This is a genomic window from Brevundimonas sp. A19_0, from assembly GCF_017744255.1.
Lineage (GTDB): Bacteria > Pseudomonadota > Alphaproteobacteria > Caulobacterales > Caulobacteraceae > Brevundimonas.
In genome coordinates, this window is record NZ_JAGHQP010000016.1 from 12227 (window position 1) to 27454 (window position 15228).

The following is a 15228-nucleotide window of genomic DNA, read 5'->3' on the forward strand; positions in this document are numbered from 1 at the left end:
GCAAGCCGTTGCACGCGGAGCGGAATTCCCCTCTAGATGCGTCGTGCGATCGGGGGATCGCGAGGGGGTAACATGCGCAGGATCGGAACGCGGCTTGCCGTACTGGCGGGGGTGCTGGCCCTGACGGGGTGCAAGATGGGCCCCGACATCACGCCGGCGAAAATGGTCCAGATTCCGGACGCCGAAAAGATGCGGGCCGCCTATCCGACCTTCGCCCGGATCGCCGGGATCGAAGGCAAGGTCTGGATGCGCTGCGCCTATACGACGGCGGGCACGCTGGAACGCTGTCGCAAGCGCGGCGTCGCGCCCGAGGGGCTGAATTTCGACAAGGCGATTCCCTTCCTTCTGGCCGAGTATCTGGTCGAGCCGCAGACAATCGACGGCAAGATCGCGCCGGGCGAGATCGACTTCGTCATCCATTTCGCCCCGCCGTCCGCGCCGCCCGCCTGGACCGGCGATCCGGTGACGGACGACGAACTGCGCTCGGCCCGTCGGATCGTGGCGGCCCAGCTGGCGATGGTGGATCGCTACGGCGAACGGGGGAATGCACACCGGAGCGTGGCCATCGACCGCTATCAACCTGTGGCGGACATGCTGGATCGGGCTTTCACCGCAGAAGGGGATGCGCGCAATGACGCCATGGCCCGCGCCCTGGTGCAGGCCATGACCCCCGAGGAAAGGCGCAACTTCCGCCGCGGCGGATTTGGCGGGGCGTCGACCTATGAAATGGAGACGGTCAGTCCCGAGCTGTTCGCGGCCAATGCCCGTATCGCCGAGCGGATCCGCACCGAATACTGCGCGACCTATCCCTGCGCGGCGACCCGGCCGGGCACCTAGTCCTCGACCGTTTCCTTGCGGCGCTTGACCATCAGGTCGAAGCTGTCCCAAACGCCGTCGGCCCCGTGCCAGGATCCGCGGGTCGCGGCCTTGGAATATTCGGTGGCGCGGGCCTCGAAGAAGTTGGCGTGCTCCACACCCGACAGCAGGGACTGCAGCCAGGGCAGGGGGTTCTCGCGCCGGCCGCCGTACAGTTCGGGCAGCTGCAGCTGGCGCAGGCGCCAGTCAGCGATGAAGCGGATGTAGGCCTTGATGTCGTCCGGCGTCATGCCGTTCACCGGACCCATTTCGAAGGCCAGGTCGATGAACTTGTCCTCCATGTTCACGACCGTCTCGCAGCACTGCACGATGTCGTCGGCGACCGCCTTGGTGACCGCACCGGTTTCCTTGTTGAAGGCGTGGTACAGCTTGATGATGCCTTCGCAGTGGAGGCTCTCGTCACGCACCGACCAGCTGACAATCTGGCCCATGCCCTTCATCTTGTTCTGGCGCGGGAAGTTCATCAGCATGGCGAAGCTGGCGAACAGCTGAAGCCCTTCCGAGAAGCCGCCGAACATGGCGAGCGTCCGGGCGACGTCGGCGTCGGTCTCGACCCCGAACTGGCCCATATAGTCGTGCTTGTCCCGCATGGCCTCATATTCCATGAAGGCGCCGAACTCGCTCTCGGGCATGCCGATGGTCTCAAGGAGCAGGGCGTAGGCCGCGATATGGATCGTCTCCATATTGGCGAAGCTGGCCAGCATCATCTTGACCTCGGTCGGTTTGAACACCCGACCGTATTTCTCCATATAATTGTCCTGCACCTCGATGTCCGCCTGGGTGAAGAAGCGGAAGATCTGGGTGAGCAGGTTGCGCTCGGCGCTGTTGAGGTTGGCCGCCCAGTCCTTGCAGTCCTCGCCCAGCGGCACTTCCTCGGGCATCCAGTGGACCTGCTGCTGCTTCTTCCACATGTCGAAGGCCCACGGGTAGCGGAACGGCTTGTAGGCGGCCGAGGGTGTCAGCAGGCCGGGCAGGTCGTCGGCGGAGCGGGCGGGCGTGATCGGGCTGTGGGCGTTCATGCGCGTCTCGTGCACTGGAGGCAGGCGGAAGGATGAGTCCGCAGAATGCGCGGCCTCACGCGCCCTGCCAAGAGGGGTCGGGGGCGGATATTGTGATTGTGATCGCGGCAGCCCCCAAATCTTGTGGTTAACCGGCCCCGCCTGGGGATTGACGGGCATTTCCCGGCTTCGCGCCTTGAGCGAGAAATGTAAACAAGCCATCTGGACTAGAAATATGGCAAACCGCGGTTATAGTTCGCTCGTGGGGGGAATTGGGCGACGACTGAGGCTCGGCTCTTCCCGCGTTATGGACATTATGTCCGCACAGGGAGGCTAAACACATGAAAAAACTGAAGTTGCTGGCGCTCGGCGCCACCGTGGCCATGGGCCTGAATGCGGCGGCAACTGCGCCGGCGTTGGCCCAGGCCGAACCCATCCTCGGGCAGCTGACCCTGTTCGGCACCGACTGGTGTCCGCGCGGCTGGGCCAAGGCCAATGGCGCCCTGCTTCCCATCTCGCAGAACGCCGCACTGTTCTCGCTGCTCGGCACGACCTATGGCGGCAATGGACAGACAAACTTCGCCCTTCCGGATCTGCAGGGCCGTGCGCCGGTCAGCTACAGCACCAACATGCCGATCGGCCTGGCGACAGGCAGTTCTACGGTCACCCTGACGGTCAACCAGATGCCGGCCCACAACCACCTGGTCGCGGCCTCGTCCCAGGGCCCCTCTACCGGCAACCCGTCAGGCGGCAGTCTCGCCACCTTCCCGCCCGCTCAGCCGATCTATTCAAGTTCGGGGACGACCCCGAGTGTGCCGATGAATGCGCAGATCCTGTCGCATACGGGCGGCAGCCAGCCGATCAACGTCCAGAGCCCGATCCTGGCGATGAACTGGTGCATTGCCACCGTCGGCATTTTCCCCTCGCGGCCCTGAACAGGAGGTTGGCATGAACATCATGCTCAAGACGACGGTCGCGGCCATGATCGGTGCCGTGGCCGGGCTGTCGGCCCTGACCGGCCCGGCACGGGCCCAGGAGCCCATCCTGGGACAGCTCCAGCAGTTCGGCACCTACTGGTGCCCCGAAGGATGGATGCGGGCCAATGGGCAGCTTCTGGCCATCGCCGGGAATGAAGCCCTGTATTCCCTGCTCGGGACGACTTACGGAGGAAACGGTACGGTCACCTTCGCCCTGCCGGACCTGAGAGAGCGGGCCCCGGTTAGCCAAAACGGTCAACTGCCGATCGGCGCCATGACGGGTCACAGCCAGACGACCCTGATCTCGGTGAACCTTCCCAGCCATACGCACCAGATGCGGGCAGATGCGTCAGCGCCCGCGACCAGTGAACCGAACGGCTCGATGCTGGGCACATTCACTGTGCCTGTCTACGCTCCGTCCACGGCGCCGCTGGCGATGGTCATGCATCCGCTGATGGTTCAGCCGACGGGCGAAAATCAGTCTGTTTACACCCAGAGCCCGATCCTGGCGACCAACTGGTGTATTGCCATGGAAGGCATCTACCCGCAGCGCCCAGACTAGGCCCGCGCGAGTCCAACCTGACCCCGCCGGGCTGCCACCGGCGGGGTTTTTTCTAATCAAACAGCAGCACCGCCAGGCCGGTGAGGGCGAAGCCGAGGGCTGCGGCAATCCGGATCCATTTCAGGGGCAGCCGTTCGGCCGCCGTCTCGCCCAGCAGGACAGCGGGGGTGTTGGCCAGCATCATGCCAAGCGTCGAGCCGATTACCACCGGGATCAGGGCCTCGAACCGAACCGCCAGGGCGGCGGTCGCGATCTGGGTCTTGTCGCCCATCTCCAGAATGAAGAAGGCGGCGGTGGTGGTCAGGAAAATCCCGCGCCAGGTGGTCTCGTTCGGGGCCGGCCGTTCTTCAAGCGTGTCCGGGATCAGGGTCCAGGCGCCGAATGCGAGGAAGGTCAGGCCGATCACCCATTTGAGCCACGGTCCCTCGGCAAAGCTGGCCAGCACCGAGCCCGCTATCGCGGCCACGGCGTGGTTGGCGATGGTCGCGACGAGGATGCCGCACAGGATGGGGACAGGTCGTCGCCATGCGGCCGCCAGCAGGACGGCAAGCAGCATGGTCTTGTCGCCGATCTCGGCCAGGGCCACGAGGCCTGTTGATACGCCCAGCGCCTCCCAGAAGGGCGCTCCACTCAGCAAATGCATCGATCATCACTCATGCGGGGGCGACGGGCAGACCGACGGTCATCGCGGACGCCCCCGCATGGTGCGCCCCGCGATGCCAGCGGTCTTGTCAAACAGCTCCGCGACCTGAAGGTCCGCCGAAGCCCCGCACGCGCCATTCCCTCCGGGCGAGGGAAAGTGTGTTGACGCGCGCCCCACTGCGGTGTGGGCGACTACTCCCCGATGACGAGGCGGCTCCCTTACGCGTCCGCCTCCGAGTCTGCAAGCCGCGCCGCGCGACGGCGACCGTGCCGCTCCAGCGCCCAGGCCGCCAGCCACAGGCTCATGGCCCAGGCCCCGCCGACGCACCAGCCGGCCAGTACATCCGACAACCAGTGGGCGCCCAGATAGACCCGGGTAATCCCGACGATCAGCGCCAGGGTTACAGCCGAGCCCAGTACCCAGGCCTTCTCCCGGCGGCGTTTCAGGCCCTGGGCCACCAGCGTGCCGAGGCTGAGGTAGAAGACGGTCGACAGCAGGGCATGACCCGAGGGGAAGCTGGCATTCAGGGTCTCGACCACCTGATAGGTCGCCGGCGGGCGCTCGCGCTCGAACACGGCCTTCAGGCCTTCGCTGAGACCCACGGCGCCGATCAGGCCGACCACCAGCCGGAGGGCCGCGCCGCGATGCCGCTGCAGCAACAGATAGCTGACGGCCAGCAGCGTAAAGAGCGAGAGCACCGAAATGCCGCCAAGGGAGGTCAGGTCGACCGCGCCCTCCTGCACCCACCAGGGGCCGATCGGATCGTCGGGGTTGCCGGGCGCGCGCAGGGCGGACAGGACCCAGAGGTCCAGCGCATGGTCGCCTTCCTCGGACAGGTCCTCGGCCAGTTCGAGGAACATCAGGCTGCCCAGCGCGATGATCAGGAAGGCGCCGAGCGCCGCGGCCTCGGTGCGAGCCAGATGGAGGACACGGACGGCAAGCGGGGGCAGATGATCCGCCAGCCGGCGGCGCATATCGGACAGGGTCATCGTCGCCAAACGGCCAAGGTTGGGCGCTGTTCCGGCGACGCTTTGGGGTGATCACGATTTCGTGAATCTGGGGAGGCCGTCACCCGGCTGTCACGGGCCTTTCCACAGTCGCCGACAGCTTGCCCCCCGATTCGTGAAGAATGTGATCGTCAAGCCCGTTGACGGGTCGTTAGCTATATGTGCCCCATATGTGGCGTCAGGCCCTGCTTCGCACACTACATCGTGTGTCACCGCAGGGGGCGCTGTTGCATTGGCATTCGGGGATAGACAGACATCATGGCTGGCGGAGAAGCTTTGAAAGCGATGGAAATCCAGACGGTTGAACCGGGCCAGACGCCCGATCGGCCGCATCTGAAAGTGGTGCCGTCCATCGTTCTGGATCGCTCGCGCGACGCCCTGCTGACCGAATTCGGCAAGAAGACGCTGGAGGATCGCTATCTGCTGGCCGGAGAGAGCTATCAGGACATGTTCGCGCGGGTCGCCAATGCCTTCGCTGACGATGCCGAACACGCCCAGCGCATCTATGACTATATGAGCCAGCTGTGGTTCATGCCGGCGACGCCGGTGCTGTCGAACGGCGGCGCCAATCGCGGCCTGCCGATCTCCTGCTTCCTGAATGCGGTGGGCGACAGCCTGGACGGCATCCAGTCGGTGTGGAACGAGAACGTGGCCCTGGCCTCGAACGGCGGCGGCATCGGCACCTACTGGGGCGGCGTCCGCTCCATCGGCGAGAAGGTCAAGGGCGCGGGCCAGACCTCGGGCATCATCCCTTTCATCCGCGTGATGGACAGCCTGACGCTGGCGATCTCGCAGGGCTCGCTGCGCCGGGGCTCGGCCGCCGTCTATCTGGACGTGCACCACCCCGAGATCGAGGAGTTCCTCGAAATCCGCAAGCCGTCGGGTGACTTCAACCGCAAGTCCCTGAACCTGCACCACGGCATCAACATCACCGACGCCTTCATGGAGGCGGTCCGCGACGGCCGGACCTTCGACCTGATCTCGCCCAAGGACCAGGCGGTCATGAAGACCGTCGATGCCCGCGGCCTGTGGCAGAAGATCCTTGAGATCCGCCTGCAGACGGGCGAGCCCTATCTGATCTTCTCCGACACGGTGAACCGCCAGATGCCGCGTCACCAGCAGGAGCTGGGCCTGTCGGTCAAGCAGTCCAACCTGTGCTCGGAAATCATGCTGCACACCGGCCGCGACCATCTGGGCGTCGACCGGACGGCGGTCTGCTGCCTGTCGTCGGTCAATGCCGAGACCTTCCTCGAGTGGAAGGACGAGCCGCGCTTCATCGAGGACGTCATGCGCTTCCTCGACAATGTGCTGGAAGACTTCATCCGCCGCGCGCCGCCGGAAATGTCGGCCGCCGTCTATTCGGCCAAGCGCGAGCGTTCGGTGGGCCTCGGCCTGATGGGCTTCCACTCCTTCCTGCAGGCCCAGGGCGTGGCGTTCGAATCCGCCATGGCCAAGTCGTGGAACATGCGGCTGTTCAAGCACCTGCGCCGCGAGGCCGACAAGGCCAGCCGCCTGCTGGCCGAGGAAAAGGGCGCCTGCCCCGATGCCGAGGAGCGCGGCATCATGGAGCGCTTCAGCCACAAGCTGGCGATTGCCCCGACGGCCTCGATCTCGATCATCTGCGGTGGCACCTCGGCGGGCATCGAGCCGATCCCGGCCAACATCTACACCCACAAGACCCTGTCGGGCTCGTTCGCGGTCAAGAACCCCTATCTGGAAGAGGTTCTGGAGGCGAAGGGTCTGAACACGGATGCCGTCTGGAATTCGATCCTCGAGAACGAAGGCTCGGTCCAGCATCTGGACGCGCTGACCGAGGACGAGAAGGCCATCTTCAAGACCGCCTTTGAGCTGGACCAACGCTGGGTGGTCGAACTGGCCGCCGACCGTACGCCGGAAATCTGCCAGGCCCAGTCGGTCAACCTGTTCATCCCGGGCGACGTCGAGAAGTGGGACCTGCACATGCTGCACTGGTCGGCGTGGGAGCGGGGCCTGAAGTCGCTCTACTACCTGCGCTCCAAGTCGGTGCAACGGGCGGCCTTCGCCGGCTCCGAGGACAAGGCCGAGCAGGACGTGGATCCGAACCAGCCCGACCTGTTCTCCGTGGCGCGTACCGATTACGACGAGTGTCTGGCCTGTCAGTAGGGGGCCTCCGGCCCGTAGGGCGGGAACGCGAAGGCGTTCTTTTCCGTTAGGCTGACAGAAGGCCGTCGCCGAAAGATCATTTGTCGGGCGCGGTCAGATGTAGCATGCTCCCCTGCACCATTGCGGAGGGGCACGGTGAGGGGCCTGTGAAGCGATCGACGTCCATACTGGCGGGCATTGTCCTGGCCACCGGATTTGGAGGAACCGCCCTGGCTCAGGCGGCCCCTTCGACGACGGCGTCGCTCAACGCTACGGACCCGTGGGAAGACAGCTGGGAAGCCCAGCGCCGTGACCGCGAAATCACCACCCGCCTCAACTCCGATACAGCCTATACCGCCCGGGTTCAGACCGTGACCGCCGGTGCCTATGTGCCGGAGGCACGCGCCATCGACGTGCGCCCGCTCGAGATCGAGCGTGGATCGCCCTGGGTCGCCACCTCGCGCGAGGTCTGGCGTGAAACCGACAGCTATACCGAGAGCCTGCGGGTCGATAGCGCGGGCACATTGCGCCGGGCCGACGGCGGGCCGCTGCCTCCGGGTGCCGGCGATGCCGTGATGGTCGACGATGAGCGCTATGGCGTCAGCTACCGCCGGGGCTGGCCGTCGACGCTGGGCTATACCGCCTCCGGACTGGAAGTGACCCTGACCCCCCACGCCGGGGTCGGCATGACGCCGCTGGGTCCCATGGCCGAGGCGGGCGCGACCCTGTCGATCGGCTCGGACGTCGAGCGGATGGTGCCCGAAGGCCAGGAGGTCTTCGGTGATCGCGCCCGCTGGTATCTGTTCGCGGCGGGTTCTGGCCGGGCTGTTGGCTACAATTTCGCCCGGACGCGCGACGGCAACTTTGCCCGCTCGGGATACAGCCACGACTCGGGCGCCTTCCTGGGCGATGCCTCCATCGGCGTCGCTTACCGCCGCGGGGATCTGCACAGCTCGGTCGGACTGGTTTATCGCGAGATCGAGCCGGGTGGCATGCGCGACATGAGCGACGGCATCGAGGCCGATGTGTCCGAAGGCATGGTGGCCTTCCAGCTGTCGATCAAGCCCGACTGGTGATCCGCTAGCGGATCCTGCCTGCGATCACGCCCTCGCGCCGGTCGTCGGCTCCGCCGTCCCAGGCCCATCCCTCAGGCCCCAGCCGCCACACGCCGCCATGCAGGCCGGAATTCTCGCTGGCATTGGGCCGGAGCCGCAGCTCCTGCGCGGCCAGTGCGCTTTGGAGCTCGGGCGAGAACCGGTCCGTATCGGCGCCCAGACCGCTGCCCCGCGCCACCAGATTGGGCTGGTCGAAGGCGTCCTGGACCGGCAGGCCCCAGTCCAGAATGCCGATCAGGGCCTTGGCATTATAGGCCAGGATGGATGATCCGCCGGGTGAGCCGAGGCCGCCGACCAGTCGGCCCTCACGGTCCAGGATGATCACCGGCGCCATGGACGACCGGGGCCGCTTGCCGGGGGCCACCGCATTGGCGACGGGCCGGCCCAGATCGTCGACCGCCTCGAACGAGAAGTCGGTCAGCTGGTTGTTGAGGAAAAAGCCCCCGCTCATGCGGCCCGAGCCGAACACGCTTTCGACCGTGGTGGTCATGCTGACGGCATTGCCCCACTGATCGACGATAAAGAAGTGCGAGGTGCCGGCCGGCTCGGTGGTCGCATCGGCCCCGGTCGCTGTAACCCCGGGAGGCAGGCCCGGTTCGGCCACGCCCGTCAGGGTCGGCACCAGGGCCGCGCGTTCGGCCACATAGGCCGGATCCAGCAGACCCGCGACCGGCACGTGGACGAAGTCCGCATCGGCCACATAGCGATCCCGGTCTGCATACATCAGCCTCTGCAGGCGGGCGAAGGCGACCCAGGCGGGCGCCTGATCCGGTCCGGCGTCGATGTCCGGCACATGCTCGGCCATGGCCAGCAGCTGCAACAGGGCCACCCCGCTGGAGGGGGGCGGGGGTACGCAGATCACATAAATGCGGTAGGGGCGGCACAGAGGCTCGCGCACTTTCGGCTCATAGGCGGCCATGTCGGCCAGGGTCAGACCGCCGGGCCGGGGAGACGCAGCCACCGTCTTGACGATGCCCTCGGCGATCGGCCCTTCATACAGGGCGCGCGGCCCCTGATCGGCCAGTATGCGGACCGTTTCGGCATAGGACGGATTGACCAGCCGGTCGCCGGTCGTCAGGCGCTGCCCGTCCGGCCCGATAAAGTACGCATTGGCCCACTCGGTGCGGGCCTGTCCGCGCGTGGCTGCCATATAGCCGCCCAGCCGGGGACTGATGATGAAGCCCTCGCGTGCCAGACGCTCGGCATCTCCGAACAGGTCCTTCCACGCCAGACGCCCGTGGTCGGCATGGGCCACGCCCAGCATGGCCACCGCCCCGGGCACACCGGTCGAGCGCCCTGACATGACGGCATCGGGGAAGGGCAGGGGACGACCGTCCTGCCAGAACAGATCGGGCGTGGCCGAGGCCGGGGCCGTTTCGCGGCCGTCATAGGCAGTGACCGCGCCCGTCTCGGCATCGAACCACATCATGAAGGCCCCCCCGCCCAGGCCGGACGACTGGGGCTCCACCAGCCCCAGAACGGCCTGAACGGCCACGGCGGCGTCCGCGGCCGTGCCGCCTCGATCCAGCACCGCCATGCCTGCGGCGACCGCAAGGGGATTGGCGGCCGAGACAAAGGGCCCGACCGCGCGGGGCACTCCGGCGCTGACCGGCGCGACCGGCGTGACCTCGACCGGCGCCAGCGGCGCGCAGCCGGCAACTGTGGCCGCGACGAGAGCGCTCCCGGCGATGATCAGGGCGCGCAGGGTATTTACGGACGGGAACAGCGACATGGGCGCGGGCGATCCGGAACAGCCGCGGGAAAGGGGAGGTCCCCGCCTGATCCATTTCGGCCGCCTGCCCGACGGCGGCAACCCCCGGCGGTCAATTCTCCGGGCCGGACATGAGATCAGGGTCTTGCGTCCGCGAAACCGAGCGGCTAGAGAACCGCCCCTGTCCCGCAAGGGGCAGATGCGCACCCGTAGCTCAGCTGGATAGAGCACCAGACTACGAATCTGGGGGTCAGGAGTTCGAATCTCTTCGGGTGCGCCATTTTTCTCTGCCGGACGTCACAGTTTGTATGGACTCAGACGAGGGCGCTTCCCCACGAAGATCCGGAAGCTGCTCCATACGCGGTGCGCGACGTTCCGGATTGAGCAGCCGGGCTTCGGGAAGATCGACGACGGCGTTTCACGCCTGTGAGTGGCAACCTCAAGGCTTGAGCAGTCCGCCTCATCCCTGCGTGCCTTGGCCGAATAGGCGCAGTCGCGATACTGGCCGCGGCTGCGTCGTCGCCTCGCGTGAACCGGCTCTAGTCAGCATCAGTCTTGCGCTTCAGCTTGACGGAAATGCTGGCCGTCGCGCCCGCCTCGGCGATGAACAGCAACTCACCCTTGGCGCTCAAGGTGAACCCGATAGTGATCTCTTCGGCGGCCCACTCCCGAGCCTTCCCGCCGATGGTCGAACTGAGCGCCAGGAGGTGCTCAATGGTCGCCTCCCACTGCTCCATGACCTTGGTGCTGACCTTCTCGACCCGCCGCCCGGGAATCCACTGCAGCGCATGGTCCTCTAAATTCGGATCGTAGGGCCGGGCCGGCGTGGCCGACTCGGGCACGAAAAGCGAGATTTCCCAGTCTTTGTCATTCTCCACCATGCTTGCCTCCCTATCGATATGCTGTGACGCCGAGCGCGTAGAGCGCCTGCTCAAAGTTCAACGCCCTTCCCGCAAGACCGGTGGGGACTGCCGGTGTTGCGAGAGCGCCGAGATAGATGCCGACGGCCTCGTTCGTCGTCGTCTTCACCAGCGCGCCCGAGTCCCCATGGGAGAGTGCCTCATCCAGGAACACTTTAATGTCGTACGATCTGACGGAGACCATATGCATGTTGGTCTCTACCTCTGTCACCGTGCGCGGCTGCGAGCCACTCTTGCATTCGACCGTCACCCGATGGCCGGCCGCGGCGAAGCGTCGGGTGGATAACAGGGTGGGCGGCTGCGGCGGTGCATCGGTAAGGACGAATGCGCAGTCCACGTGAGGAAAGCAGGAACGCATGAGCCGACCCGCGGCACCATTCTCGAACGGCACAGTTCGACCCGGCCCCATCGTCCTCACGACATGACCAGCAGTCATCACGCCCCACAGACCCGTGGTGTCGCACCTCGCCCAAGCTGCCGACGTTCCGAGCGCCGGGTGTATCGGATGGTGATCTTCGTAAATGGCCTCACGGAACCTGAGTGGAACCGTAGTTCTCAGGCGTGGGAACCGGACCTCCGCGGCGTGCCCCCGGATCACCTCGGTTCCCGGCGGCAGGTGCAGCACCAGGCCGAAGCCCTTGTCCTCGGTGTCGGGATCGAACAGGCCGATCGCCAATGGATCGCGCAGAAGTTGCAGCGGATCATTGAAGGGCCAATAGGGATAGTGCCGCCAATCAACCTCGACCTGATTGAGCCGTAGCTCGTTGGCGATCGCGTATGTCCAGCGCGTACTACGCGCGATTAGCGCTTTACTTTCAATCTCATCGCGCTCAATCCAGCCCTTAATCTCCTCGTCGACTTCCGGCGGCACGTGTTCAGCGGGCGGCTCCTGCTCCGGCAGGACCCTGCGAAGATAGTCGTCTGAATAGTTCATGGCTCCTCCCCCCACCGCTCAGGAATGTAACCCAAGGTGAAGCCGCAGGGAATGGGCCGGTCCGGAGTGGCGCGACGGCGACTTAGGGACCTCAGCTTTATGGACATGGCCCGTCGTAGAACTGCTGCCTCCCCCGCCGTGGCAGTGTCAGGTGAACCGGTTCTTGATCAACGCGCCCACCTGAAGGTAGCTGAGTAATTCTCGGTATCACCTGCGGCGTCGCGCCATTTTCTCTCCGACATATCCGGTACCGCCACGACCCACATCCGTGGACGGAGCGCCACTCCGCCGAATTGATCCATCTCAATGCGTGGCCTGAGGCGAGGCGCGATGGGACGGGCATGGTCATCCAGCTCTCACCCGAACGGCTTGCGGCGCCCACGCCGCGCTACACCAGCTATCCGACGGCGGTGCAGTTCACGGAGGCGGTCGGCGCGGCCGAGAGCGGCGACTGGATCGCCGCCTTGCCCGAGGATGCCGACCTGTCGCTCTACGTGCACATTCCGTTCTGCGGCGCGCTCTGCTGGTACTGCGGGTGTTCGACGACGGTGGTGAATACGCCGGGGCCGATCGCGGGCTATCTGGACGCGCTCGAGGCGGAATTGCTGACCGTGGCCGACCGGCTGGGCGGGCGGCGACGGGTCGTGCACCTGCATTGGGGCGGGGGCTCGCCCAACAGTCTGTCGCCGGAGCAGATCGAGGATCTGGCCGCGCGCCAGCGGCTGCTGTTCGATGTGGCCGAGGGCGCCGAGTTCGCGGTCGAGATCGACCCGCGCTTCATGGATGCGGCGCGCGCGGCGGCGCTGGGCCGGGCCGGGGTCAACCGCGTCTCGATCGGGGTGCAGGACTTCAGCCCCGAGGTCCAGGCCGCCATCAACCGCCACCAGTCCTTCGCCACCACACGTCAGGTGGTCGACCAGCTGCGTCAGGCCGGGATCGGCGCCCTCAACATCGATCTGGTCTATGGCCTGCCCCACCAGACCGAGGCGCGGCTGGCCGAGACCCTGGAGCAGGCGCTGGCCCTGTCACCCGACCGGCTGGCGGTGTTCGGCTACGCCCACCTGCCGCAGCGCATCCGGCACCAGCGGCTGATCCCGGACGACACGCTGCCGGGGCATGAGGCGCGCCTGCGGCTGGCCGAACTGGCGACGGCGCGCCTGCTGGAGGCGGGCTATGTGCGGATCGGGCTGGATCATTTCGCGCGGCCGGACGACACGCTGGCCCGGGGCCCGGTGCACCGAAATTTCCAGGGCTATACGACCGACCCGTCTGATGCCCTTATCGGCTTTGGTGCCTCGGCCATCAGCCGCCTGCCGCAGGGCTATGCCCAGAATGCCACCGCAGTCGCCGACTACCGGCGCCGGATCGCCACCACGGGCCTGGCCACCGCGCGCGGCGTGGCCCTGAGCGAGGACGACCGGATGCGGGCCCATGTGATCGAACGGCTGATGTGCGACCTCACCTATTCCGCCGCTGACGTCCGCGACCGCTTCGGGCCAGCGGCCGACCGGTTGCTGCCGATCGTGCGGGGCATGGATGATCTCGAGGTCGAGGGGCTGATCGTGCGCACCGCCGATGGATTCCAGGTGCCGGAAGAAGCGGCCCCCTATGTCCGGATCGTCTGCGCCCGCTTTGACGCCTGGCTGGCCGCAACGACTGTGCGGCACGCTCCGGCGGTCTAGGCTGGACCTCTCGGCACGGCTGATCAGGTCCCGGGCTGGATGTAGGGGATGCGGGCGAACCATGCCCGCTCGGCGCCGCGGGGGTCGTTTTCCATCCGGGGCGGTCGGTCCAGCATCAGGGTCTCGCGTCGCTGGAGCGAATAGGGCGTCCAGTCCGGCAGACTGCCGCCGTTCGGATCGCCCGTCGCGGCATAGCGGGCGACCATCGCGCCCATGATGTCGGCCATGCCCTGGGCTTCCGGCCCGATCGCGCCAGAGCCCTCGGCGGCGAGGGTGTCGAATACCAGCGGAATGTCCGAGGTGTGAAAGGCACCGGTCCGCCCATTGGGCAGGCGTGCGGGCCAGTCCAGCTGATAGACATGCGCCGGTCGGCCCTGACGGGCGCGTTCCTCGGCCTCGATCACGGCGGCGCGCCAGGACCGGCCGGCCGTGGTGGCGCGGATCAGGACCTCGTCGGGCGACATCTGCGGATAGAGGTCGCGATAGAAGGCGATGACCTGCTCCGGGGCGACGTCGATGCGCAGCTGGGCCGGGGTCAGGCGCGCGGGCAGGCTGTCCCAGGTCAGGCCCTGATTGGCGGGGTCATTGCCGAGGAAGGCGAGGGTCTCCTCGCGCGTATTGCCGATGATCATGGGAATGTCGGCCGAGAGGGGCGGGGCGTCGGGATAGAAGGGATGGCGGGTCAGCACCCGGTCGTCCATCACGGGGCCGAAATAGAGGCCGCCGCCCAGAACGGGGTCCTCGGCCCGGGTGGCCTCGACCAGCTGCTCGACCGGCAGGGACCGCAGGCGCCGGATGTCGGTGGGGCGAAGATCAAGGGCGTCCAGCCAGGCCTCGGCCCGGCGCGTCGCGTTCAGGGGGCCCGAGGCTGTGACCTGCTGGCCGCTCATGGTCATGACCCGGTGGAACAGGCCGCGCGCCTGTGGCATGGCCATCAGGGTCGCGATCTTGGCGCCACCGCCCGACTGGCCGATCAGGGTCACGCGCGACGGGTCGCCGCCGAAGCCCGCGATAGCGTCGCGCACCCATTGCAGGGCCAGCACCAGATCCAGCTGACCCAGATTGCCGCTGTCCTCGAACCCGGCCAGCCCCTGGTCGGCGGCCAGACGCGCCAGATAGGCATAGCCCAGCGCATTCAGCCGGTGGTTCAGGGTGACGACGACCAGACCGTGCCGCCGGGCCAGCCTTGTGCCATCCGTCAGGGGACTGGACCCGGAGCCGTTCGAATAGGCGCCGCCGTGGATGTATACGATCACCGGCTTGGGCGGTCCGGCGTCGACCGGCGCCCAGACATTCAGGCGAAGGCAGTCTTCTGACATAGCCCCCGCGTCCGCCGCCCTCTGGGGCGCCGAGGGACCATAGGCGAAGGCCTCGAACGGGGTCGCCCAGGGCGTGGGCGCTACCGGGGACGCAAACCGGCGGGGGCCCGTGTCGGCGCCATAGGGAATGCCAAGGAAGGTCTGGAGCGCCTGATCAACAAACCCGCGCACCGGACCATGGGGTGTGGGAGCGACCGGGTGGCTTCCGAGGGCCCGGGCGTGGGGGAGGGGCGGGACCATGACGGCCGCACCCGCCCCGATCAGCAGGCCGCGTCGCGACGCGGACACCAGACGCTCAGACATGAAACCCTCCCGCACAGACGCCGTGCGGGAGGCTGTCACGCCGGGGGCAAAGCTTCAATG

General features: G+C 66.8%; 13 protein-coding genes, 1 tRNA gene and 1 riboswitch. Of the genes, 7 read left to right on the forward strand and 7 right to left on the reverse strand.

The annotated features are described in order from the left end of the window. The first annotated feature begins 72 nt into the window (after positions 1-72). Positions 73-837 (forward strand): hypothetical protein, encoded by a 765-nt coding sequence (locus J7346_RS12535; protein ID WP_209120314.1) that lies wholly within the window; start codon positions 73-75, stop codon positions 835-837. On the opposite strand, the gene J7346_RS12540 is transcribed toward J7346_RS12535, so the two are convergent. Continuing rightward, on the reverse strand, positions 834-1895 hold the full coding sequence (locus tag J7346_RS12540; protein ID WP_209120315.1) for a ribonucleotide-diphosphate reductase subunit beta: 1062 nt from the start codon (positions 1893-1895) through the stop codon (positions 834-836). The genes J7346_RS12535 and J7346_RS12540 overlap by 4 nt on opposite strands. A gap of 320 nt (positions 1896-2215) precedes the next feature. Here J7346_RS12540 and J7346_RS12545 point away from each other — a divergent pair, with 320 nt between their 5' ends. Beyond that, positions 2216-2809 carry a tail fiber protein gene (locus J7346_RS12545; protein ID WP_209120316.1) on the forward strand — a complete coding sequence of 198 codons (594 nt, stop codon included), beginning with the start codon at positions 2216-2218 and terminating at the stop codon, positions 2807-2809. Positions 2810-2822: 13 nt separating this feature from the next. Next, the gene (locus J7346_RS12550; protein ID WP_209120317.1) at positions 2823-3413 is read left to right on the forward strand and encodes a tail fiber protein; all 591 of its coding nucleotides are present in this window, start codon (positions 2823-2825) and stop codon (positions 3411-3413) included. A 52-nt stretch (positions 3414-3465) separates the two neighbouring features. Here J7346_RS12550 and J7346_RS12555 read toward each other — a convergent pair whose 3' ends face one another. Beyond that, positions 3466-4056: a TMEM165/GDT1 family protein gene (locus J7346_RS12555; protein ID WP_209120318.1), complete on the reverse strand. Its 591-nt coding sequence runs from the start codon at positions 4054-4056 to the stop codon at positions 3466-3468. Positions 4057-4150: 94 nt separating this feature from the next. Next, a riboswitch (yybP-ykoY riboswitch) is annotated at positions 4151-4268 on the reverse strand. A 6-nt stretch (positions 4269-4274) separates the two neighbouring features. Beyond that, positions 4275-5045, reverse strand: a complete 771-nt coding sequence (locus J7346_RS12560; RefSeq protein WP_245157851.1) for a phosphatase PAP2 family protein — start codon at positions 5043-5045, stop codon at positions 4275-4277. 276 nt (positions 5046-5321) lie between these two features. Between J7346_RS12560 and J7346_RS12565 the strand changes: the two genes are divergently transcribed. Beyond that, entirely contained in the window at positions 5322-7205 is a 1884-nt protein-coding gene (locus J7346_RS12565; protein ID WP_209120319.1) for a ribonucleoside-diphosphate reductase subunit alpha, read from the forward strand. 146 nt (positions 7206-7351) lie between these two features. Continuing rightward, positions 7352-8260, forward strand: a complete 909-nt coding sequence (locus tag J7346_RS12570) for a lipid A-modifier LpxR family protein (RefSeq protein WP_348521509.1) — start codon at positions 7352-7354, stop codon at positions 8258-8260. 4 nt (positions 8261-8264) lie between these two features. On the opposite strand, the gene J7346_RS12575 is transcribed toward J7346_RS12570, so the two are convergent. Then, on the reverse strand, positions 8265-10031 hold the full coding sequence (locus tag J7346_RS12575) for a gamma-glutamyltransferase family protein (RefSeq protein ID WP_209120321.1): 1767 nt from the start codon (positions 10029-10031) through the stop codon (positions 8265-8267). 182 nt (positions 10032-10213) lie between these two features. On the opposite strand from J7346_RS12575, the gene J7346_RS12580 reads away from it, so the two are divergent. Then, positions 10214-10290: transfer RNA gene (locus J7346_RS12580), tRNA-Arg, on the forward strand. Positions 10291-10549: 259 nt separating this feature from the next. On the opposite strand, the gene J7346_RS12585 is transcribed toward J7346_RS12580, so the two are convergent. Next, entirely contained in the window at positions 10550-10891 is a 342-nt protein-coding gene (locus J7346_RS12585; RefSeq protein ID WP_209120322.1) for a hypothetical protein, read from the reverse strand. Between the two features lie 10 nt (positions 10892-10901). Then, positions 10902-11864 carry a hypothetical protein gene (locus J7346_RS12590; protein ID WP_209120323.1) on the reverse strand — a complete coding sequence of 321 codons (963 nt, stop codon included), beginning with the start codon at positions 11862-11864 and terminating at the stop codon, positions 10902-10904. A gap of 341 nt (positions 11865-12205) precedes the next feature. Between J7346_RS12590 and hemN the strand changes: the two genes are divergently transcribed. After that, positions 12206-13546, forward strand: coding sequence for an oxygen-independent coproporphyrinogen III oxidase (hemN, locus tag J7346_RS12595; RefSeq protein WP_209120324.1), 1341 nt, complete (start codon positions 12206-12208; stop codon positions 13544-13546). Between the two features lie 23 nt (positions 13547-13569). Here hemN and J7346_RS12600 read toward each other — a convergent pair whose 3' ends face one another. Beyond that, a complete protein-coding gene (locus tag J7346_RS12600; RefSeq protein WP_209120325.1) occupies positions 13570-15168 on the reverse strand; it encodes a carboxylesterase/lipase family protein in 1599 nt (532 codons plus the stop codon). Positions 15169-15228 lie beyond the last annotated feature (60 nt).

Bases quoted from the DNA above. Each gene is read 5' to 3' on its own strand.
- J7346_RS12535 (WP_209120314.1), top strand. From the start codon at position 73: ATGCGCAGGATCGGAACGCGGCTTGCCGTACTGGCGGGGGTGCTGGCC.
- J7346_RS12540 (WP_209120315.1), bottom strand. From the start codon at position 1,895: ATGAACGCCCACAGCCCGATCACGCCCGCCCGCTCCGCCGACGACCTG.
- J7346_RS12545 (WP_209120316.1), top strand. From the start codon at position 2,216: ATGAAAAAACTGAAGTTGCTGGCGCTCGGCGCCACCGTGGCCATGGGC.
- J7346_RS12550 (WP_209120317.1), top strand. From the start codon at position 2,823: ATGAACATCATGCTCAAGACGACGGTCGCGGCCATGATCGGTGCCGTG.
- J7346_RS12555 (WP_209120318.1), bottom strand. From the start codon at position 4,056: ATGCATTTGCTGAGTGGAGCGCCCTTCTGGGAGGCGCTGGGCGTATCA.
- J7346_RS12560 (WP_245157851.1), bottom strand. From the start codon at position 5,045: ATGACCCTGTCCGATATGCGCCGCCGGCTGGCGGATCATCTGCCCCCG.
- J7346_RS12565 (WP_209120319.1), top strand. From the start codon at position 5,322: ATGGCTGGCGGAGAAGCTTTGAAAGCGATGGAAATCCAGACGGTTGAA.
- J7346_RS12575 (WP_209120321.1), bottom strand. From the start codon at position 10,031: ATGTCGCTGTTCCCGTCCGTAAATACCCTGCGCGCCCTGATCATCGCC.
- J7346_RS12585 (WP_209120322.1), bottom strand. From the start codon at position 10,891: ATGGTGGAGAATGACAAAGACTGGGAAATCTCGCTTTTCGTGCCCGAG.
- J7346_RS12590 (WP_209120323.1), bottom strand. From the start codon at position 11,864: ATGAACTATTCAGACGACTATCTTCGCAGGGTCCTGCCGGAGCAGGAG.
- hemN (WP_209120324.1), top strand. From the start codon at position 12,206: ATGGTCATCCAGCTCTCACCCGAACGGCTTGCGGCGCCCACGCCGCGC.
- J7346_RS12600 (WP_209120325.1), bottom strand. From the start codon at position 15,168: ATGTCTGAGCGTCTGGTGTCCGCGTCGCGACGCGGCCTGCTGATCGGG.